Source organism: Halorubrum rubrum (assembly GCF_024494685.1).
GTDB classification, from domain to species: domain Archaea; phylum Halobacteriota; class Halobacteria; order Halobacteriales; family Haloferacaceae; genus Halorubrum; species Halorubrum rubrum.
The window spans coordinates 274,606-291,465 of sequence record NZ_JANHDM010000002.1; the positions used below are offsets into that span (position 1 = coordinate 274,606).

Annotated in this window: 13 protein-coding genes and 1 pseudogene; 6 read left to right on the forward strand and 8 right to left on the reverse strand. The window is 71.0% G+C overall.

Annotation, left to right across the window (positions count from 1 at the left end; translation table 11 throughout):
- Positions 1 to 211: 211 nt before the first annotated feature.
- Positions 212 to 943: a DUF6517 family protein gene (locus NO889_RS03530; protein WP_256410873.1), complete on the reverse strand. Its 732-nt coding sequence runs from the start codon at positions 941 to 943 to the stop codon at positions 212 to 214.
- Between the two features lie 140 nt (positions 944 to 1,083).
- On the opposite strand from NO889_RS03530, the gene NO889_RS03535 reads away from it, so the two are divergent.
- The 4 genes from NO889_RS03535 to pheA all read left to right on the forward strand — a co-directional run bounded on the left by NO889_RS03535 (position 1,084) and on the right by pheA (position 5,412).
- Positions 1,084 to 2,082 (forward strand): radical SAM protein, encoded by a 999-nt coding sequence (locus NO889_RS03535; RefSeq protein ID WP_256410874.1) that lies wholly within the window; start codon positions 1,084 to 1,086, stop codon positions 2,080 to 2,082.
- A 105-nt stretch (positions 2,083 to 2,187) separates the two neighbouring features.
- A complete protein-coding gene (locus NO889_RS03540; RefSeq protein WP_256410875.1) occupies positions 2,188 to 3,249 on the forward strand; it encodes a M48 family metalloprotease in 1,062 nt (353 codons plus the stop codon).
- Positions 3,246 to 4,517, forward strand: a complete 1,272-nt coding sequence (locus NO889_RS03545; RefSeq protein ID WP_256410876.1) for an outer membrane protein assembly factor BamB family protein — start codon at positions 3,246 to 3,248, stop codon at positions 4,515 to 4,517. The genes NO889_RS03540 and NO889_RS03545 overlap by 4 nt, the downstream gene beginning before the upstream one ends.
- 88 nt (positions 4,518 to 4,605) lie before the next feature.
- A complete protein-coding gene (gene pheA / locus NO889_RS03550) occupies positions 4,606 to 5,412 on the forward strand; it encodes a prephenate dehydratase (protein ID WP_256410877.1) in 807 nt (268 codons plus the stop codon).
- 60 nt (positions 5,413 to 5,472) lie between these two features.
- On the opposite strand, the gene NO889_RS03555 is transcribed toward pheA, so the two are convergent.
- On the reverse strand, positions 5,473 to 6,378 hold the full coding sequence (locus tag NO889_RS03555; protein WP_256410878.1) for a DMT family transporter: 906 nt from the start codon (positions 6,376 to 6,378) through the stop codon (positions 5,473 to 5,475).
- Between the two features lie 209 nt (positions 6,379 to 6,587).
- Positions 6,588 to 8,063 carry a cysteine--tRNA ligase gene (gene cysS / locus NO889_RS03560; RefSeq protein ID WP_256410879.1) on the reverse strand — a complete coding sequence of 492 codons (1,476 nt, stop codon included), beginning with the start codon at positions 8,061 to 8,063 and terminating at the stop codon, positions 6,588 to 6,590.
- Positions 8,064 to 8,214: 151 nt separating this feature from the next.
- On the opposite strand from cysS, the gene NO889_RS03565 reads away from it, so the two are divergent.
- The gene (locus NO889_RS03565) at positions 8,215 to 9,132 is read left to right on the forward strand and encodes an alpha/beta fold hydrolase (protein ID WP_256410880.1); all 918 of its coding nucleotides are present in this window, start codon (positions 8,215 to 8,217) and stop codon (positions 9,130 to 9,132) included.
- A gap of 19 nt (positions 9,133 to 9,151) precedes the next feature.
- Here NO889_RS03565 and ilvA read toward each other — a convergent pair whose 3' ends face one another.
- From ilvA to NO889_RS03590, 5 genes are all read right to left on the reverse strand, one after another.
- Complete coding sequence (ilvA, locus tag NO889_RS03570) at positions 9,152 to 10,405, reverse strand: threonine ammonia-lyase (RefSeq protein ID WP_256410881.1); 1,254 nt, start codon at positions 10,403 to 10,405, stop codon at positions 9,152 to 9,154.
- 128 nt (positions 10,406 to 10,533) lie between these two features.
- Positions 10,534 to 12,816 (reverse strand): ArnT family glycosyltransferase, encoded by a 2,283-nt coding sequence (locus NO889_RS03575; protein WP_256410882.1) that lies wholly within the window; start codon positions 12,814 to 12,816, stop codon positions 10,534 to 10,536.
- A gap of 18 nt (positions 12,817 to 12,834) precedes the next feature.
- Positions 12,835 to 14,031 carry an extracellular solute-binding protein gene (locus tag NO889_RS03580; RefSeq protein WP_256410883.1) on the reverse strand — a complete coding sequence of 399 codons (1,197 nt, stop codon included), beginning with the start codon at positions 14,029 to 14,031 and terminating at the stop codon, positions 12,835 to 12,837.
- A 39-nt stretch (positions 14,032 to 14,070) separates the two neighbouring features.
- Entirely contained in the window at positions 14,071 to 15,252 is a 1,182-nt protein-coding gene (locus NO889_RS03585; protein WP_256410884.1) for an alpha-1 4-glucan-protein synthase, read from the reverse strand.
- A 72-nt stretch (positions 15,253 to 15,324) separates the two neighbouring features.
- The gene (locus NO889_RS03590; protein ID WP_256410885.1) at positions 15,325 to 16,467 is read right to left on the reverse strand and encodes a lysylphosphatidylglycerol synthase transmembrane domain-containing protein; all 1,143 of its coding nucleotides are present in this window, start codon (positions 16,465 to 16,467) and stop codon (positions 15,325 to 15,327) included.
- Between the two features lie 191 nt (positions 16,468 to 16,658).
- Between NO889_RS03590 and NO889_RS16570 the strand changes: the two are divergent.
- Positions 16,659 to 16,810: pseudogene (locus NO889_RS16570) on the forward strand (DUF7967 family protein); the annotation flags it as partial.
- Positions 16,811 to 16,860: the final 50 nt, after the last annotated feature.

Genomic DNA, 16,860 nt, shown 5'->3' on the forward strand with positions numbered 1-16,860 from the left:
ATTCACAACCAGTCGGTAGTGATGAGTCGTGTACCGCTCGCTTTGTTCGCAGTACGTTCATCCACAGGGAGACGCCCGTGTCTCGGACAGACTCCAGCGATAGAAACTGCGAGCGAAGGGAGCTGTGCGCACTCTTTAGCGACAGACTGATTCATGCCGTCCGATGTCGGAAAAGGGGGACGACAGCGGAGTTGCCCGTCTCCCGCCGACCCTACGCGCCTGGGTGTTCGACGCCGTTCAACAGCCGCCGGACGTTGTCGCCGTCGCTGATGACCTGCGGATACGCGCCGAGACAGACCACGAAGTCGTCGCCGACCTCGGTCGGCTCGGTGACGTGGAGCGTCATCTCGACGGTCGCCCCGCCGTCGGCGAGCTCCGATTCGGCCTCGTACTCCACGACCGTCGTCTCGGTCCCGACCACGTCGGTGGTGTACTCCGAGGCGCGCTCGACGTCGCTTATCCCCTCATAGCGGTTCTGGAGCATCGTCGCCAGCTCGTCGGTACTCATCTCGGCGACGGGGTTGAACGTCCGGCCGAGCACCTCGACCTGCGGGGTCGAGAGCGCGGCGAACACCGCCGCCCGGTACCGCTGGCCGAGGAAGTCGACGCCGCGGTCGTACTCGGCGATCCGGTTCGTCACCTCGACCTCGCGGGTCTGGCCGGCCGCCTCGAACTCGCGGGTGATCTCGTCGTCGGTCACGCCCTGGGACTCGTAGCCCGTCTCCTCGAGCGCGGCGTCCGAGACCGTCGCGGCCTCCGCGGTGAACTCGACTGGGTCGCCGCCGGTGACGAAATCGAGGGCCGTACAGCCGGCGAGCCCGGCGATGCCGAGCGACCCGCCGGCGGCGATCGCCCGGCGTCTGGTGACGCTCCCGTCGGCGTCGCCCTCGCCGTCGCGGCCCTCCCCCTCGGTCGCCTCCGGCGCGGTCGCGGTGCGTTCCATACCTCCCCTCCGAGCGAGCGGGCGTACATACTTTGTGTTCGAGACCGGCCGGAACCGCCCTCGCGACCCGTGTGGGGGGGTTCGCGCCCGAGACGGCGCTTCGGACGCTTTTTCACGTCGGAGCGAGTATCGGGGCGTAGATGATCTCCAAGGGCTGTGAACAGTGCGCCAAGGGCGGCAAGATGGTGCTGTTCGTCTACGGCTACTGCGACCAGCGGGACTGCTTCTACTGCCCCCTCGGAGAGAACCGGAAGAACGTCACGGACGTGTACGCCAACGAGCGGAAGGTGGAGTCCGACGAGGACGTGATCGAGGAGGCCAAACGCATGAGCGCGCTCGGCACCTCGATCACGGGCGGCGAGCCCCAGGAGGCGATGGCGAAGACGACCCGGTATCTTCGACTCCTGAAAGACGAGTTCGGCGAGGATCACCACACCCACCTCTACACGGGGATCCCCGGCGGCCGAGAGAACATGCGCCGGCTCTCGGAGGCCGGCCTCGACGAGATCCGCTTTCACCCGCCCTTAGAGCTGTGGGGCGACATGCACGGCACGGAGTGGGAGGAGATCCTGTACGTCGCCCGCGAGGAGGGGCTCACGCCCGCATTCGAGATCCCCGGCATCCGCGCGGAGCCGGAGTTCCTGGAGTTCCTCGACGAGGGGGCCGCCGAGTTCTGTAACGTCAACGAGTTCGAGATGAGCGACGGGAACTACCGTCGGATGCAAGCGGAGGGGTTCGAACTTCAGGAGGGGCACATGTCCGCGGTCGAGGGATCGAAGGACGCATCGATCGTCGAGGAGATGGCCTCCCACGAGAAGGTGTACTTCTGTACGTCGGTGTTCAAGGACGCCGCCCAACACCGCAACCGGCTCAAGCGGATGGCACGGAACGTCCGGCGCGAGTTCGACGAGGTGACCGACGACGGCACGCTCGTCTACGGTAAAGCGTTCGCCGCCCCCGAACGGTTCGAGGCGCTCGGCGTCCCCGAGGAGTTCTACACGGTCAAGACGAACCACGTCGAGGTCGCGTGGTGGCTCCTGGAGGAGATGGTCGAGGACGGCGACCTCGACGAGGGCGAGATCGTCGAGCAGTACCCCACCGTGAACGGGACCGTCGTCGAGCGGACGCCGGTCGCGTAGGGGTGCCGGTCGCGTAGCGTCGAGCCGACGCCCGCGCGCTCTCCGCCGTCCCGTCCCCGTCCACGCGCGAGAGGTTTTTATCGTATCGCTCACAACGCGCGAGCGATGCCCTCCACCCTCGCAGAGCGCCCCACGACCTCCCCGGAGAACCGCGCGAGCCTCCCCGAGGACCCCGGCCTCCGGCGTCGCCTGCTCGTCGCGATCGCGTTGGTCGCCGTCCTCCCGTTCGCGTTCATCTACGCGTTCGTCTTCGTGACGAACACCGTTCTGCTCCCGCTTCTGGAGTGGCAGGGGAGCGGTCCCTACCACGGTCGGGTGTACGTCGACCCGCTGTTCGCGGTCGTCGTCGTCGCCGGCGGGCTGGCACTTCAGGCCTGGAAGGGCCCCTCGATCGTGCTCGGCAGCATCGGCGCCAGACGCGTCGACGCCGACGAGTACCCCGATCTCCACGCGCGCGTCACGCGGCTGGCGAAGGCGGCCGACGTCGAGCCGCCGGACGTCGCGGTCGCGCACAACGACGCGCCGAACGCGATGGCCGTTCAGGGGCCCCGCGGCGCGGCCGTCGTCGTCACCACGGGGCTGCTCGACGCCCTCGACGAGCGCGAGCTGGAGGCGGTGTTGGCCCACGAGGTGTCACACCTCGCCAACGACGACGCCACGGTGATGACCGTGGCGTGGCTGCTGCCGACGGTCACCTACTACGTCGCGACCGCGGCCGCGTACGTCCTCTACGGGATGGCGCGGACGATGGGTCACGGCGGCGACGGTGACGGCGGCGACGGCGCGGCGAAGGCGATCCTCGTCCTCCTCGTCACCGCGGTCGTCACGCTCGCGGTCTCCGCGATGTTCTGGGCGGCGAGCGTGCTCGTCCATCGGGTGCTCTCGCGGTACCGCGAGCACGCCGCCGACCGCGGCGCGGCGGCGATCACGGGCGATCCGACCGCGCTCGCGAGCGCGCTCCGGAAACTCGACGAGCGGATGGCGGACGTGCCCGACCGGGACCTCCGGTCGCTCGACGGCGGCGCGGAGGCGCTGTACGTCGCGCCGCTCGAGGGGCGGGCGTTCACCGACGCGGAGCTGGTGTCGACGGACGTCTTCCCGGCGACGCACCCGCCGACGGCCGACCGGATCGACCGGCTCCGGGAGATCGCCGGGGAGCTCGAATGAACCGCCGCCGACTGCTCGCCGCGCTCGCGACGGGGTCGATCGCGACGCTCGCGGGGTGCGGGTACGCCTACGGCGGCGGCGACGTCCGCGCCCGCGAGCTCGCGGGCGGCTCGGGCGTCTTCATGGCCGGCTGGAGCGCCCACGCGACCGCCGGGGACCGGCTGGCGTTCGCCGAGTCGGGCGATTCGCCCTTCGAGGGCGAGCGGACCGCCGTCGACGTGATCGACCGCGACGCCGACGCGGTCGGGTCGTTCCGACACGAGGGGACGAGCGTCGGGCTGGCGCTCGGGTCCGCCGGGGAGCGGGCCTACCTCCGCGAGTCGACCGGGAGCGTGGTCGCCGTCACGCCCACGGCGGACGACGCGGCCGGGATGGACGGCGAGGACGACTCGGACGGCGGGAGCGACGGAACCGGCGCGAACCGGACGAGCGACGCGGACGACGGCGACGGGTTCGACGCGGACGACGAGGGACCGTCCCGGCCCGTCGACACCCCCGACTGGCGGGCGTCGCTCGCCGACGTGACCGGGACGCCGGCGGCGGGGACGGATCCCGTCGAACGGCGCGAGACGGAGCCGCTCGCGGCCGACGGACTGGGCGCGTACGTCGGGAGCGGCCCTGTCGTGATCGCCGCCCGCGGGGGGGACGTCGACTGGACGGCCGAGGTCGGCGGGGACGTGCGCGGGCTGTGGTGTGCCGACGCCGAGGGTCCCGACGGCGTCGTCGTCGCGACGGCCGACGCGGTCGTCGCGCTCGCGCCCGACGGCTCCCGCCGGTGGCGTCACGCGTCCGGGACCGGATCGAGCCTCGTCGTCGACGGCGACCTGGTCGTCCTCCGCGAGGGCGACGACCTGCTCGCGCTCGAGCGTCCCGACGGCGCGGAGGCGTGGCGTACCGGGGTCGACGGCGGCGGGCCGCCGCCGACCGTGACGGGCGACCGCGTCGCCGCCGTGAGCCGGGGGGAGGTCCACGTCCTCGACCGGGACTCCGGCGACCCGCTGTGGCGGACCGGGGTCGCGCCCGACCGCGACCGTCACCGCTCCCTCGTCGTCGACGCGGGGCGCGCGTACTTCGTCGACCCGGACGGCGAGGCGGTCGCGGTCGACGCCGCGGACGCGGGCGGCGACCGGGCCTGGACGCGGGAGCTCGAGGTCCGCTCGCCGACGGTCGTCGACGGCTGGATCGACGGCGGGACGGTCGCGTTCGCGTTCGACACCGGCGAGTTCGTGTGGCTCCAGCGGTACGACGAGGACCCCGGACTGCTGTGAGCGGCGGCGGTCGCCCTCGCCGCCGGCCGCCGCCGACCGACGCCCGGTCCCACCACGCTTTTCGCACCCCGACGTCTACGTCGACGCGATGAACGCCGTCACGCTCGGTCCCGCCGGCACGTACTCCCACCGCGCGGCGCGGGCCGTCGCCGCAGAGGTGTCGTTCCGCGAGTCGGTCACCGCCATCGTCGACGCCGTCGCGAGCGGCGAGTTCGAGCGCGGGGTCGTTCCCATCGAGAACAGCATCGAGGGGTCCGTCTCCGAGAGCCTGGACGCGCTCGCCGACCACGAGGTCGCGGTCACCCGCGAGGTCGTCACCCCCATCCGGCACGCGCTGCTCGCGCAGTCCTCGGAGTTCGATCTCGTCGCCAGCCACTCGCAGGCGCTCGCGCAGTGTCGAAACTGGCTGGAGGCGAACCACCCCGACGCCGGGCTGGAGGCGGTCGCCTCGACGGCCCGCGGGGTCGAGCGCGCCCGCGAGGACGCCCGCGTCGCCGGCATCGGCCATCCCGACAACGCCGGCGACGACCTCGAGATCCTCGCCGCGGACATCCAGGACCGCACCTCGAACGCGACCCGATTCCTCGTGGTCGGCCCCACGAGCGCCCGCTCGGACGCCGGGGGCAAGACCACGCTCATCGTGTACCCGAACGCCAACTACCCCGGCCTCCTCCTCGAACTGCTGGAGGCGTTCGCCGACCGGAACCTGAACCTCTCGCGGATCGAGTCGCGCCCGAGCGGCGAGCGCCTCGGCGACTACCTCTTCCACTTCGACGTCGAGGCTGGGCTCTACGAGGACCACATGGCGAAGGCGGTCGAAGACGTCGAGGCCATCGCCGACAACGGGTGGGTTCGGGTGTTGGGGTCGTACGACACCCAGCACGTGTTGGAGTAGCGCGTCTCGGTCGGTCCGTCCCGCGTTCCCGTCCGTCGCGACCGAACGCGAGGACTCCGTTCACCCCGACAACGTGACGAGTGACGCGCCGACCACGACGACCGCCGCAGCCGCGACCAGCGGCCACGTGATCCGCTCGAGACGTTCCGGAAGGAACAGGACGGACAGCGCGATGACGATCAGGGGGGCGGTGTGTGTGATCGGGATCGCGATCACTACCGGGGCGGACGCGATCGCCCCGAAGTACGCGAGCAACCCGACCGTGCTCGCCAGTCCGGCGCCGACGTACCATCGCATGTGTGGGTTCCCGAACAACGACGGTACGGGGCGCTCGTTCAGGCTCCGATATCCGGCGTAGCCGACGAATGCCGTGCCCATCATCACGGTGAGTCCGACGAGGATCGGCGTGCCGGTATCGAGTCCGACCCTGACGAGTATCGGCTCTATGCCGACGAACATCGCGGCGCTCACCGGAAACAAGAGCGAGGTACCCACCTCCCGCAACGAGTCGTGGGACGGATCGGTCGAGGCGGTCACCCACGAAATGGTGGCGACCCCGCCGACGATACAGACGATCCCGGCGAGATGTGGCAGCGTGAGCGTTTCATCGAACAGCCCCACCGCCAGCACGGCGGCGACGAGCGTCGAGGCCGACACGATCGGGGTCGTTCGGCTCGCACCGATCCGCTCGATCCCCGCGAACAGACAGATCCGTCCGAGGACGAGGCCGACGACTCCTGCCGCGGCGAACGCCCCGAGCGCCACCCGTGAGAGCCCGTACTCCGGGTAGTAGCGGATCGCGGCCAGCGGTGCGACGAAAACGAGGTTCACGCCCATCACGACGACGACCGCGTCACTCGTGTCGCCCGTCGCAGTGCCGATCCGGATACACAGGTTCTGTACGGCCAAGAGAACGGCGGCAGCGATCGCCAGCGTGAGCCCGACCAGCGGGACGAGTTCCGTCATTCTGGTTTTGTGCGCGTGTTACGTCGTTACCACGCCGACCTCCCGAACCCGTTCCGTGATCGAATACGCCAAAAGACGGTCCCGCGATTCCTGATCGCCATACCTCGCTCGAGCACGCGGAATGAAATAAAACCCTGACGACATGTGGTCCCATGTAACATGTATCACGATCGTGTCCGGTCCCGACCCGCCGAGCCCCTCGGCTGGCCCTACTCGAACCGGTACGTCGCCCCGTCCGGACCGTCCTCGATCTCGACGCCCACGTCGCGGAGGGCGTCCCGGAGCTCGTCGGCGCGCTCGTAGTTGCCGGCCTCGCGTTCGGCCTCGCGGACGTCCAGAATCAGCTCGACCAGCTCGCCGGCGAGGCCGACGTCGCCGTCGGTGGGGGTCTCGAACTGGAGACCCAACACGTCGCCGCCGAACTCCTCGAAGGCCTCGACGGCCTCGCGGAGCCCGCGGTAGTCGTAGGGGTGCTCCGCGTCGACGTGGCGGTTCACGGCGTCGGTGAGCGCCAGGAGCGCCGCGGTCGCCTCCCGGAGGTTGAGGTCGTCGTTCATCGCCGTCTCGAACTCCTCGCGAGCGTCCGCGACCGCCCGGCGAAGCTCCTCGTCGACCGTCTTCGCGTACGCGTCGACGGAGTCGAGCGCGTCGACCGCGCGCTCGTGGGCGCGCGAGAGCCGATCCCACCGTTCCTCGGCCTCCGCGATCGTCTCCTCGGTGAGCGCCTGCTCGGAGCGGTAGGCGGCCCCGGCGTAGAAGGTCCGGACCACGTTGACGCCGAGCTCCTCCAAGGCGTCGGGGACGGTCCAGAAGTTGCCGATCGACGAGGACATCTTCTCGCCCTCCATCGCCAGCAGGCCGACGTGGAGCCAGTGGCGGACGAACTTCTCCCCGGTCGCGGCCGTCGACTGGGCGATCTCGTTCTCGTGGTGCGGGAAGACGAGGTCGCGCCCGCCCATGTGAACGTCGAGGGTCTCGCCGAGGTGCGTCGTCGACATCGCGGAACACTCCACGTGCCAGCCGGGGCGTCCCTCGCCCCACGGCGACTCCCAGGTCTCGCCCTCGGGGACGGACTCGCCGTGGTCGTGTTTGGCGTGCTCGCGGACGGCCGTCTCGCTCACGCCGCCGGCCTTCCAGAGCGCGAAGTCCGCGGGGTGGCGCTTCTCCGACCGCTCGTCCGGTTCGCCCTGCGCCTCCAGTTCGTCGACGTCCTGGTTCGAGAGCTTCCCGTAGTCGTCGAACGTGGTGACGTCGAAGTAGACGGAGCCGTTCGCCTCGTAGGCGTACCCCTTCTCGACCAGCGCCTCCACGAGGTCGACGATCTCCGGGACGTGTTCGGTGACGCGGGGGTACACCTCCGCGCGCAGCAGGTTCAGCCCGCGCATCGCGGCGAAAGTGCTCGCCGTGAACGCCTCGGCCACGTCGCGCTCCTCGCTCCAGTCGTCGCGCTCGCCCACGCGGGCCGTGATCTTCTCGTTGACGTCGGTGACGTTCTCGACGTGTCGCACGTCGTAGCCGAGGTGCTCGAGCCACCGGTGAAGCACGTCCGCGTGGAACCAGAGCCGGGCGTGGCCGAGGTGGGGGTCGTCCGACACCGTCAGTCCACAGACGTACAGCGTGACGTCGCCGTCGGCCGTGAACTCGACGCGCTCGTCTTCCAGGGTGTCGGTAACGACGAGACTCATTACGCGGCGATACCCGCGGGGAGGCTTTGAAATCGTCGGATCGTCGCCGGAGCGGTACGCTCGACGCTCGATCGGGACCGCCGAAAGACTACAACGGGAACCTGAGCCATCCGACGCGTTATGGGACCGGGACCGAAATCCCGATCCACCGATGGATCAACACGCGACCTCCGGGACCGACGACGCCGGAGACCCACTACCTCGGACCGACCGCAACGAGGACGCCGGAGACGGGAGCCTCCGAACCGCCGCGGTCGATCTCCCCGACGGCCGCGAGATCGCCTACGCCGTCTGCGGCCCCGCGGACGGCCCGCCGGTCGTCCTCCACCACGGCACCCCCGGCTCGCGGCTGTTCGCGGCGCTGCTCGCGGAGGTCGCCGGCGAGGCGGGAGTCCGGCTCGTGGCCCCCGACCGACCCGGATACGGGCGCTCGTCGCCGCCGCCGGACGACTGGGGACGGCGCGATTGGTGCGCGGATCTGAGTAGGGTGCTCCGCGCGGAGTCGGTCGACCGAGCCGGACTGCTCGGGTTCTCCGGGGGCGGCCCGTTCGCGATCGCGGCCGCCGAAAGCGACCGGACGACCCGGCTCGCGCTGGTGAGCGCCGTCGTCCCCCCGAGCGACGAGGGCCTCGCCGGGCTCGCCCGGATCCCGTACGCGATCCGGCTCCTCTTTCCCCTGTTCGGCGCGTTCGCGTCGGTTTCGGGGCCGGAGACGGTCGTTTCCCAGTACACCGACCGGTCGGTGTCGCCGGCGGTCGCGCGGGCGGTCGCCGCGGACTTCCACGAGGCGCTCGGCGGCGGCGAGGGCGTGCTCGGCGGTGCGCTCGGGAGCGGCGCGAGCGCGGTCGAGCGCGAGAGCCGGTCGTTCGCGACCGGGTCGGTCGATCCCGATTCCCTCGATCTCCCGGTTCGCGCGTGGCACGGTACCCGCGACGACAACGCCCCGCTCTCGCCGGTCGGGGAGTTCGTTGCGGAGGCGGGAGGAACGCTGACGACCGCCGACGCCGACCACCTCGGGACGCTGCTCGATTCGGCGTCCGACGCGCTCCGGTGGGTCGCACCCGAGTAGGGGATCGCGATCCCCCGCGCTACCGCCGGGAGCCGACGTCCGTCCGCGAGGCCACCTCGTAGCCCGCCCCGCGGACCGCCTCGACGACCCGTTCCATGTGGGCCGGGCCGTTCGTCTCCACCTCGAAGACGAGGTCGGCGTCGCCGACGGGGAGGTCCGGGCGACTCCGTTCGTGGCGGACGGTCCGGATGTTCGCCCGCTCCTCGCCGATCAGCGTCGCGATCTCGCCCATCTTCCCCGGCGTGTCGTCGATGCGGACGACCAGCTCGACGAGCTGGTGGCGATCGACCAACGCGTGGGTCAACACCTCCTGGAGCGACGTGATATCGATGTTCCCGCCGCAAAGCAGCGGGACGACCGTCTCGCCGGCCAACTCGAGCTCCGCGACGAGTCGGTCGTCGAGGAGGGCGGCCGCGGCGGTCGCGCCCGCGCCCTCGACCATCTGTTTGGCGCGCTCCAAGAGCAGCAGGATCGCGGCGGCCACGTCGTCGTCGCTGACGACCACCACGCCGTCGAGGTGCGCCTCGAGGAGGTCGAAGGTGAGGTCGCTCATCCCGCCGGTGGCGATCCCGTCGGCGATCGTGTCGGGCTCCTCGCGGGTCACGAGCTCGCCCGCAGCGAGGCTCTCCGAGAGCGTCGAGGCACCCTCGGTCTGGACGCCGACGACCCGCACGTCGGAATCGCGCGCCTTCACCGCGGTCGCGACCCCGCCCGCCAGCCCGCCGCCGCCGACGGGGACGAGCACGGTGTCGACGTCGGGTGCCTGATCGAGCACCTCCAACCCGATGGTCCCCTGTCCGGCGACCACGTCCGGGTCGTCGAAGGCGTGGACGAACCGCGTTCGCGGGTCGTCGACGAGCGTCCGCGCGTGGTCCATGGCCTCGGCGAAGACGGCCCCCTCGAGGACCACGTCGGCCCCGTACGACCGCGTCGCCTCGATCTTCGCGCCCGGCGCGGACTCGGGCATCACGACGGTCGAGTCGAGCCCCGCCGCGGTCGCCGCCAGCGCGACCCCCTGCGCGTGGTTGCCCGCGCTCGCGGCGACGACCCGCTCGGCCGACGGCTCCGACTCCACGAGCCGGGAGATCGCGTTGTACGCGCCGCGAGGTTTGAACGAGCCGGTGCGCTGGAGGTGTTCCATCTTCAGCCGAACCTCGGCGCCACACCGGTCGGAGAGCGATCGGCTTCGCTGGACGGGGGTGCGTTGGACGATGTCGGCGTCGGCGAACCGGGCCGCCGCGGCCTCGACGTCGTCGATCGTGACTCGGGACATGACGCCCGGATCCGCGCCCCACAACGAAAAGGACCCGGTCGCGGAACCGCGTTCCCGCTCGCGGCGGCGCGTGCGTGAAACGGGACCGCCGACGCGAGCGAGCGTTTCGCCGGTGATACGCGGCCGCCTCAGTCGCCGCTCGCCTCGGCGTCCGTCTCGAAGGCGGCCCACTCGGGGTGGGTGTCGGGCGCGTCGGGGAGGTACGTCCCCTCGTTCCCGCACTCGGTGACGAGCCGACACGTGGAGCGCTCGGGGGGCCAGACGGCCTCGACGCCGGGGCCCTCGGTACCCGCCTCGCCTCCCTCCGTCTCCCGGACCGTCACCTCCTGCCGGTAGGTGAACGTCGAACCCGCGGGATCGACGAGCGTCACCGTCACGGCGACCACGTCGCCCTCGGGGTCGAACGGGACGGGCTCGTCGGCGTCGGCGTCCGCCGCCGAGCCGGGCAGTCGCACGCCCTCCGGCGTCACCGTCCAGTCGACCGCGAGCGACTCTCCGGGGTCCGTCACGGTGTAGGAGACGTGGTCCGGACCGCCATCGCCGCCCCGACGCGGATCCACGCGTACCTGCGCGCGGGCGACGCGCTCGGGAACCTCGACGGTCGTCTCGGCGTCGAGTTCGGAGCCGGACCGCCGGTCGAGCGTCTCGAGTTCCGGCGTGACGTACACGTCGGGGTTCGGGGTCCACGTGCCGTGGTACGCGTAGCGGTACGGCGTTCGGTCGGGATAGGCGTCGAGCACCGCGAAGTCCTCCACCGGATCGCGTTCGAGCGCGTACACGACGTCGCCGTCGAGCCCCGGCTCGTTCCGGAGGTACTGGAACGGGTGGTTCTGCCACTCGCCGTACGGCGTGGGCAGGAACACCAGCCCGTCCTCGAACGTCGTCTCGTCGATCGGCGCGTACGCCGCCTCGTGTTTCGCGTCGACCGCGGCGTTCCGCTCGATCGGCTCCGAGGCGGCGTCCACGGCGGCGACGCCCGCGACGACGACCGCGCTGGCGACCACGACCGCGACCGCGACGCGGGCGACCGCGGGGGAGACCCCCCGACTCGCGAGCCGTTCGCGCGCCGAGGAGAGCACGCGCCGTCCCGCGGCGACGCCGAGCCCGCCGAACACCGACAGCGGCACCAGGAGGTCGAAGTGGTAGAAGGGGCCGAACAGCGACGCGAGCCCGTCGGTCGGGTCCGAGAGGTCGGCGAGCGCGTTGTGCGTCCCCCAAAAGAAGAGGTTACCGACGACGACCGCGACCGCGACGCCGACGAGGAGCAGGGCGGCCGTCCGGCGGAATCCGGGCGAGCCGGGGGAGTCGGGAGAGCCGGCGGCGTCGACGGCCGCAGCGCCGCTCACGTCCCCGTGGGCACGCCAGCCGTGGATCGCGACCGCACCGCCGATCGCGGCCAGCGCGGTCCCGAGCGGGCCGCCGGCGAGCCAGCGCGTCGCGATCTCCTGGATCGCGTACCGGTTCGACTCCAGCGCCAGCGCCGGGGTGTACTCGACCGAGTGCCCGAGGATCCGCCGCTCGCCGAAGCCGGGGCCGTCCATCGGCGCGAACGCCTGGTAGGGGAAGACGAGCGGGTCGCCCGTCATCCGGACGTTGTACGCGAGCGTGATCCCGACGAAGAGCGTGCCGAAAATCGCGGTCAGCCCGTGGCGGCGGATCGGGTCCGGGAGCGACGAGACGTTCGGAAGCGGCGAGAGACCGTCGGCGCGTGCGGCCGCCCGTCCGACCCGCCACAGCGCGTGGAGGATGAACGGCGCGGCGAACAACACCGCGGTGTACGGGCGCGCGAAGAAGGCGACCCCGATCGCGATCCCCGCGAGGCCGGCGGCTCGGAGGGAGCCGTCGCGGACGCTCCGGAGGTACGCGACCGCGAAGACCAGGTTGAAGAACGTCGTGGGCGCGTACGGGAGGAAGGCGGAGGAGGTCGCGATCGCCATCGGCGACGCGGCGAAGAGGACGGCCGCGGCGAGGCCAGCCCGCCGGCCGAACGTCAGCGACCCGAGCAGGTACACGAGCGCGGCGTTGCCGGCGGCGATCGCCGCGAGCGTCACGCGCGGCTCGCCGAACAGCCCCATCGAGACCGCGAACGTCGCCGCCGGAACGGGGTTGTACTTCGGGTAGAGCCGGCCGCCGTCCTCGACGAAGAACCACGGGTGGAAGGCGTCCGCGAGCGCGCCGGCGTGGAACTCCAGCTGGCCGCCGAGGAGGAGCGCGGCCTGCGTGAGGTAGACCCCCTCATCGTGGTTCGCGGAGTGGTGTGAAAAGACGGTGGCGGCGATCGCGAACGTCAGGACGCCGGCCGCGAGCGAGACGAGCGCCGCGGCCGCAGTGACCCGGTCTGCACGGGCGAGCCGCTCGCGGAGGCGGATCGCGAGGCGGCGCGGACGGAGACCGGAGAGAGAAGTAGACACGGGCGGTAGAGTGACCGTTCAGACCTGAACGCCGGCCTCGCGCATGAGGTCGATCGTCGGCTCGAGGTCGGACAGCTTCGTCAGGTCGATGTCCGGCACGTCGAGCTCGTCGATCGTCGGGAGGTCACCGATCGGCTCGACCTCGGGAATGAGCGGGTACTCGAACGTGGAGCGCGCGAAGTAGTCCTGTGCCTCCGCCGACAGCAGGTGGCGGACGAAGTTCGACGCGAGGTCGGCGTCGCTCGCGGTGTCGACGACCGCCGCGCCGGCGACGTTGAACATCGCCCCCGCGTCGCCCTCGGTGAACGCGGTGGCGATCGGCGCGTTCGGGTTGCCGTCGAGCACGCGCTGGATGTAGTAGTGGTTCGTGAACGCCGCGTCGATCGCGCCGTCGGCGATCTCCTGACAGGTCCGGAACTCGTCCGGGTACGCCGTGGCGCCGGACTCGACCATCGCCTCCAGCCACTCGAGCGTCTCTTCCTCGCCCTCGAGCAGCCGCATCGCGGTCACGAACGCCTGACAGGAGCCGTACGACGGGGCCCATCCCAGGTCGCCGTCGAACTCCTCGGGGTACGCCATGACGTCGTCCGGCACGTCGCTCTCGTCGTACTCGTCGGTGTTGTACGGGACCGTTCGGGCCCGTCCGGAGGTACCGACCCACTGTTCGGTGCGGAACTCGGATCGGACCTTCTCGGCCACGTCGGAAGGGAGCGCCTGCGTGCGTCCGGCGTCGGCGAGCGCGCCGAGCGCGCCCGAGTTGACAGAGTAGAACACGTCCGCCGGCGACCCCTGTCCCTCGTTGGCGATCTGGTTGACGAGGTCGGTCGAGCCGCCGTAGCGAACGGTCAACTCGAGGTCGTCGTAGAGGTCGTCGATGTAGCCGACCAGTTCGCCGACGAGGAACTCGCCGCGGCCGGAGTAGACGGTGAGCTCGCCCGACAGCTCCGGCATCTCGGCCATCGGCGTCCCGCCGGGAGCACCGCGACCCTCGCGACCCGAGCCGATCTGGCCGAGCGAGTCCTCGGCGTCGCCGCCGCCGTCTCCGCCACCGTTTCCGTCGCCGCCCTCGCCGTTACCGCCGTCGCCCGCGTCCTCGTCCTCGCTGCCGGAACAGCCCGCGATCCCGGCGACGCCGACCGAGCCGGCCGCGGCGAGGAACCGCCGTCGTCGCACGTTTCTTCCGTCGTCGTGTCCGTCGAGTTCGTGTCCGGTCATGTGTTTTAGGCTTACCTAAATACGTTTAATCGTGTCGATTCAGTCGTCCGCGGGCGCCGGCGTCCGCCGGATCGCGTCGAGGCAGTCGAGCCAGTCGCGCATGTACTCGCCACAGTGGTTGAGGAACGCGCCGTTGTTCCACTCGGAGAAGTCGCCCTCCGCGAGCGCGTCGGCCGTCTCGTCGAAGACGGCCGCGTACGAGTCGGCGTCGTCGCCCGCCCCGTCGACGACCTCCCAGACGTGTTCGTTCAGCTCCAGCCCCGCCACCTCGTTCGCGAGGTCGTCGAACGTCGACCGCGGGGCCTTGTTGTGCTCACAGAGCGGCCCGCCGTTGTAGATCCGCTTGCCCAGCACGTCGCAGGCGCGTTTTAAGAACAGCCCCGACCAGATGTCGTCGAAGCGGCCGACGTCCCACTCGTTGTCGTCCATCGGCAGCTGGTAGAACGCGGGGATCACCTCGCGGCGGAACGCGAGGTTCATCGAACAGACCGTGAGGTAGTTGCCGCGGGCGGCGACGAAGTCCTCGCCGAAGTCGTCGGCGGTCGTCCGGGTCTGCGCCTGCCCCTCCAGGTCCCCGTCCATCAGGATCCGGACGGCGTCGAGGTCGGGAACGTTCGTCCACAACCCCTGTGAGGCGACGACCTCGCCGGACTCGACGTCGGCGGTCCCCGTCTCGACCGTCTCGTCCATCGCGGAGTAGGGGTAGCCGCGCGGGTAGAGCCCGTGTTCGTCGGCGTTCTGGTAGAGGACGTTCACCCAGTGCTCGTCCGAACTGACGCGCTCGATCTCCCCCTCGAACGCGAGGTTCGCCATGTGACGGCCGAAGTAGTCCTCGTCGTCGTGCGGGAGCGTGTCGTCGTCGATGAAGACCCCGTACTCGAACTCGGGGTTCGCCCACATGTAGAGGAGGCCGAAGCTCGTCTCGGCGTGGCTGGCGGCGGGCACGACGTGGCCGTACTCCACGACCCCGTTGTCCGCGTACCACTCCTCGCGGCGCGCCCCGTCGAAGACCTCGCCGGAGACGCCCAGCTCGTCGAGCATCTCACGCATCTCCGCGACGTCACAGAAGTCCTCGGTGACGAGCACGAAGTGGAGCCGCGAGACGTCGAACCCGTGCGTGCGGGCGTTTTCGACGTACGCTCGAATACACTCGTACTCCCGGATCGTGGGGACGATCACGCAGATATCCCCGTTCGCGGCTGACGGTCTGTGTTCTGCCATACTCCACAATTTTTAGGCCAGCCTAAAATACTGACGATTCGTCGTCCGCCGCGGTACCCCCGCCGCCGGCGTTCACCACGAGTCGTCGGTGAGACTGCCGCCGTCGGCCTGCACCGAGGGGGTCGGCTCGCCGTCCGCGGCGGGGCCGGCGGTGGGTGAGAGACCGAGCGCGAGCGCCGCCACCCCGCCGCCCGCGAGCGTCACCGCGTTCTTCAGCGCGTGGTCGAGGATCGCCGCCGCGAGCGCCGTCTCGACGGGCAGCCCCGTAGCGCTCACGACGAGACCGGTGAACGCCGCCTCGTAGAGGCCGATCCCGCCCTGCGAGAGCGGGAGCACCTTCGCGAGGTTGCCGACGCTGACCGCGAGCGTCCCGACGACGAGCAGCGTCGGCGTCGGGACGACCCCCCCGACCCCGCCCGTGAGCGCGGCGAGCACGAGGACGGCCGTGAGGACGTCGAGCGCCCAGACGACGGCGCTCCAGAGGAACACCGTACCGAGGCGTCGGGGGTCGGCCGCGACGACCCGGACGGACGAGCCGAACCGGACGACCGCGTCGACGGCCCGCGAGAGACGCGGCCGCGAGACGCGGGCGCGGAGCGCGGGGCCGAACCGCCGGTCGCTCCGGGCGACCGCGACCGCCGCGACCGAGAGGGTTCCGGCGACGGCGGCGATACCGGCCGCGGCCGCGAGCGCGGTCGACGGCGCGACGGCGCCGATCGACTCGCCCGATCCGGGCGACCGACCGGTCAGGAGCAGGATGCCGAGCGCGACGCCGCCGAGGGCCCCGATCGCCACGAGGTCGAACGCGCGCTCGACCGCGAGCGACGCGACCCCCGTCGGGTACGGCACGTCCCGATGCTCCTTGAGCAGGTACGCGCGGACCGCGTCGCCGGCCCGCGCCGGGATCACGAGGTTCGCGGTCTGGCTCGCGAACACCGTCGCCGTGAGGAATCCGACCCGGTAGCGCCGCCCCATCGCCGCGAGCACGTCCCCGTACCGGCGGCCCCGGATCGGCCACGAGAGGAGGTAGGCGACGAGCGCCGCGACGAGGAGCGTCGGGTTCGCGGTCGCGGCCGCTTCGACGACGGCGTCGAGGTCGAGCGTCCGCGTCAACACCGCTCCGCCGATCCCGAGGACGAGGACGGTTCCTGCGATCGTGAGCCACCCCCGAGGGAGGCGGTCACGGAGTCGAGCGACGGCGAGGCGCGGATTCATACAATTGTTTAGGTCGACCTAAATGATTTAACGCTGGCGGTTCGCTGAGACGGACCGGCACGACGCGTTTGTTCATGGGAGCCGAACGACCACGCATGAACGAAGCCGCGACGGGCCGCGAGGACGAAGCGGAGCGCGACGGGTCTAACGGAGACGAACGGGCCGAGTTCGCCGGTTCGGAGCGGACTCGGATGTGGCTTGTCGAGCGAACCTACTCTGACGACGAGCAAAATATGGTGATCCTCACCTACGCGACACCGGACGGCGCACAATATTCCGAAAGGAACGCGCGCTGCCCTCGTTTGCGGACGTGCGCGACACGACCGCCGCCGTCGACGCCGACGATCTGAGTCGCGATCGGTGCGGGGGCGGTCGAGTGGGCTCGTCCCCTCC

What these genes read in the sequence shown, in the direction of transcription:
- NO889_RS03555 (WP_256410878.1), bottom strand. Translation starts at nt 6,378, where the DNA reads ATGACGGAACTCGTCCCGCTGGTCGGGCTCACGCTGGCGATCGCTGCC.
- pheA (WP_256410877.1), top strand. Translation starts at nt 4,606, where the DNA reads ATGAACGCCGTCACGCTCGGTCCCGCCGGCACGTACTCCCACCGCGCG.
- NO889_RS03535 (WP_256410874.1), top strand. Translation starts at nt 1,084, where the DNA reads ATGATCTCCAAGGGCTGTGAACAGTGCGCCAAGGGCGGCAAGATGGTG.
- NO889_RS03565 (WP_256410880.1), top strand. Translation starts at nt 8,215, where the DNA reads ATGGATCAACACGCGACCTCCGGGACCGACGACGCCGGAGACCCACTA.
- NO889_RS03530 (WP_256410873.1), bottom strand. Translation starts at nt 943, where the DNA reads ATGGAACGCACCGCGACCGCGCCGGAGGCGACCGAGGGGGAGGGCCGC.
- NO889_RS03540 (WP_256410875.1), top strand. Translation starts at nt 2,188, where the DNA reads ATGCCCTCCACCCTCGCAGAGCGCCCCACGACCTCCCCGGAGAACCGC.
- NO889_RS03580 (WP_256410883.1), bottom strand. Translation starts at nt 14,031, where the DNA reads ATGACCGGACACGAACTCGACGGACACGACGACGGAAGAAACGTGCGA.
- cysS (WP_256410879.1), bottom strand. Translation starts at nt 8,063, where the DNA reads ATGAGTCTCGTCGTTACCGACACCCTGGAAGACGAGCGCGTCGAGTTC.
- NO889_RS03545 (WP_256410876.1), top strand. Translation starts at nt 3,246, where the DNA reads ATGAACCGCCGCCGACTGCTCGCCGCGCTCGCGACGGGGTCGATCGCG.
- NO889_RS03590 (WP_256410885.1), bottom strand. Translation starts at nt 16,467, where the DNA reads ATGAATCCGCGCCTCGCCGTCGCTCGACTCCGTGACCGCCTCCCTCGG.
- ilvA (WP_256410881.1), bottom strand. Translation starts at nt 10,405, where the DNA reads ATGTCCCGAGTCACGATCGACGACGTCGAGGCCGCGGCGGCCCGGTTC.
- NO889_RS03585 (WP_256410884.1), bottom strand. Translation starts at nt 15,252, where the DNA reads ATGGCAGAACACAGACCGTCAGCCGCGAACGGGGATATCTGCGTGATC.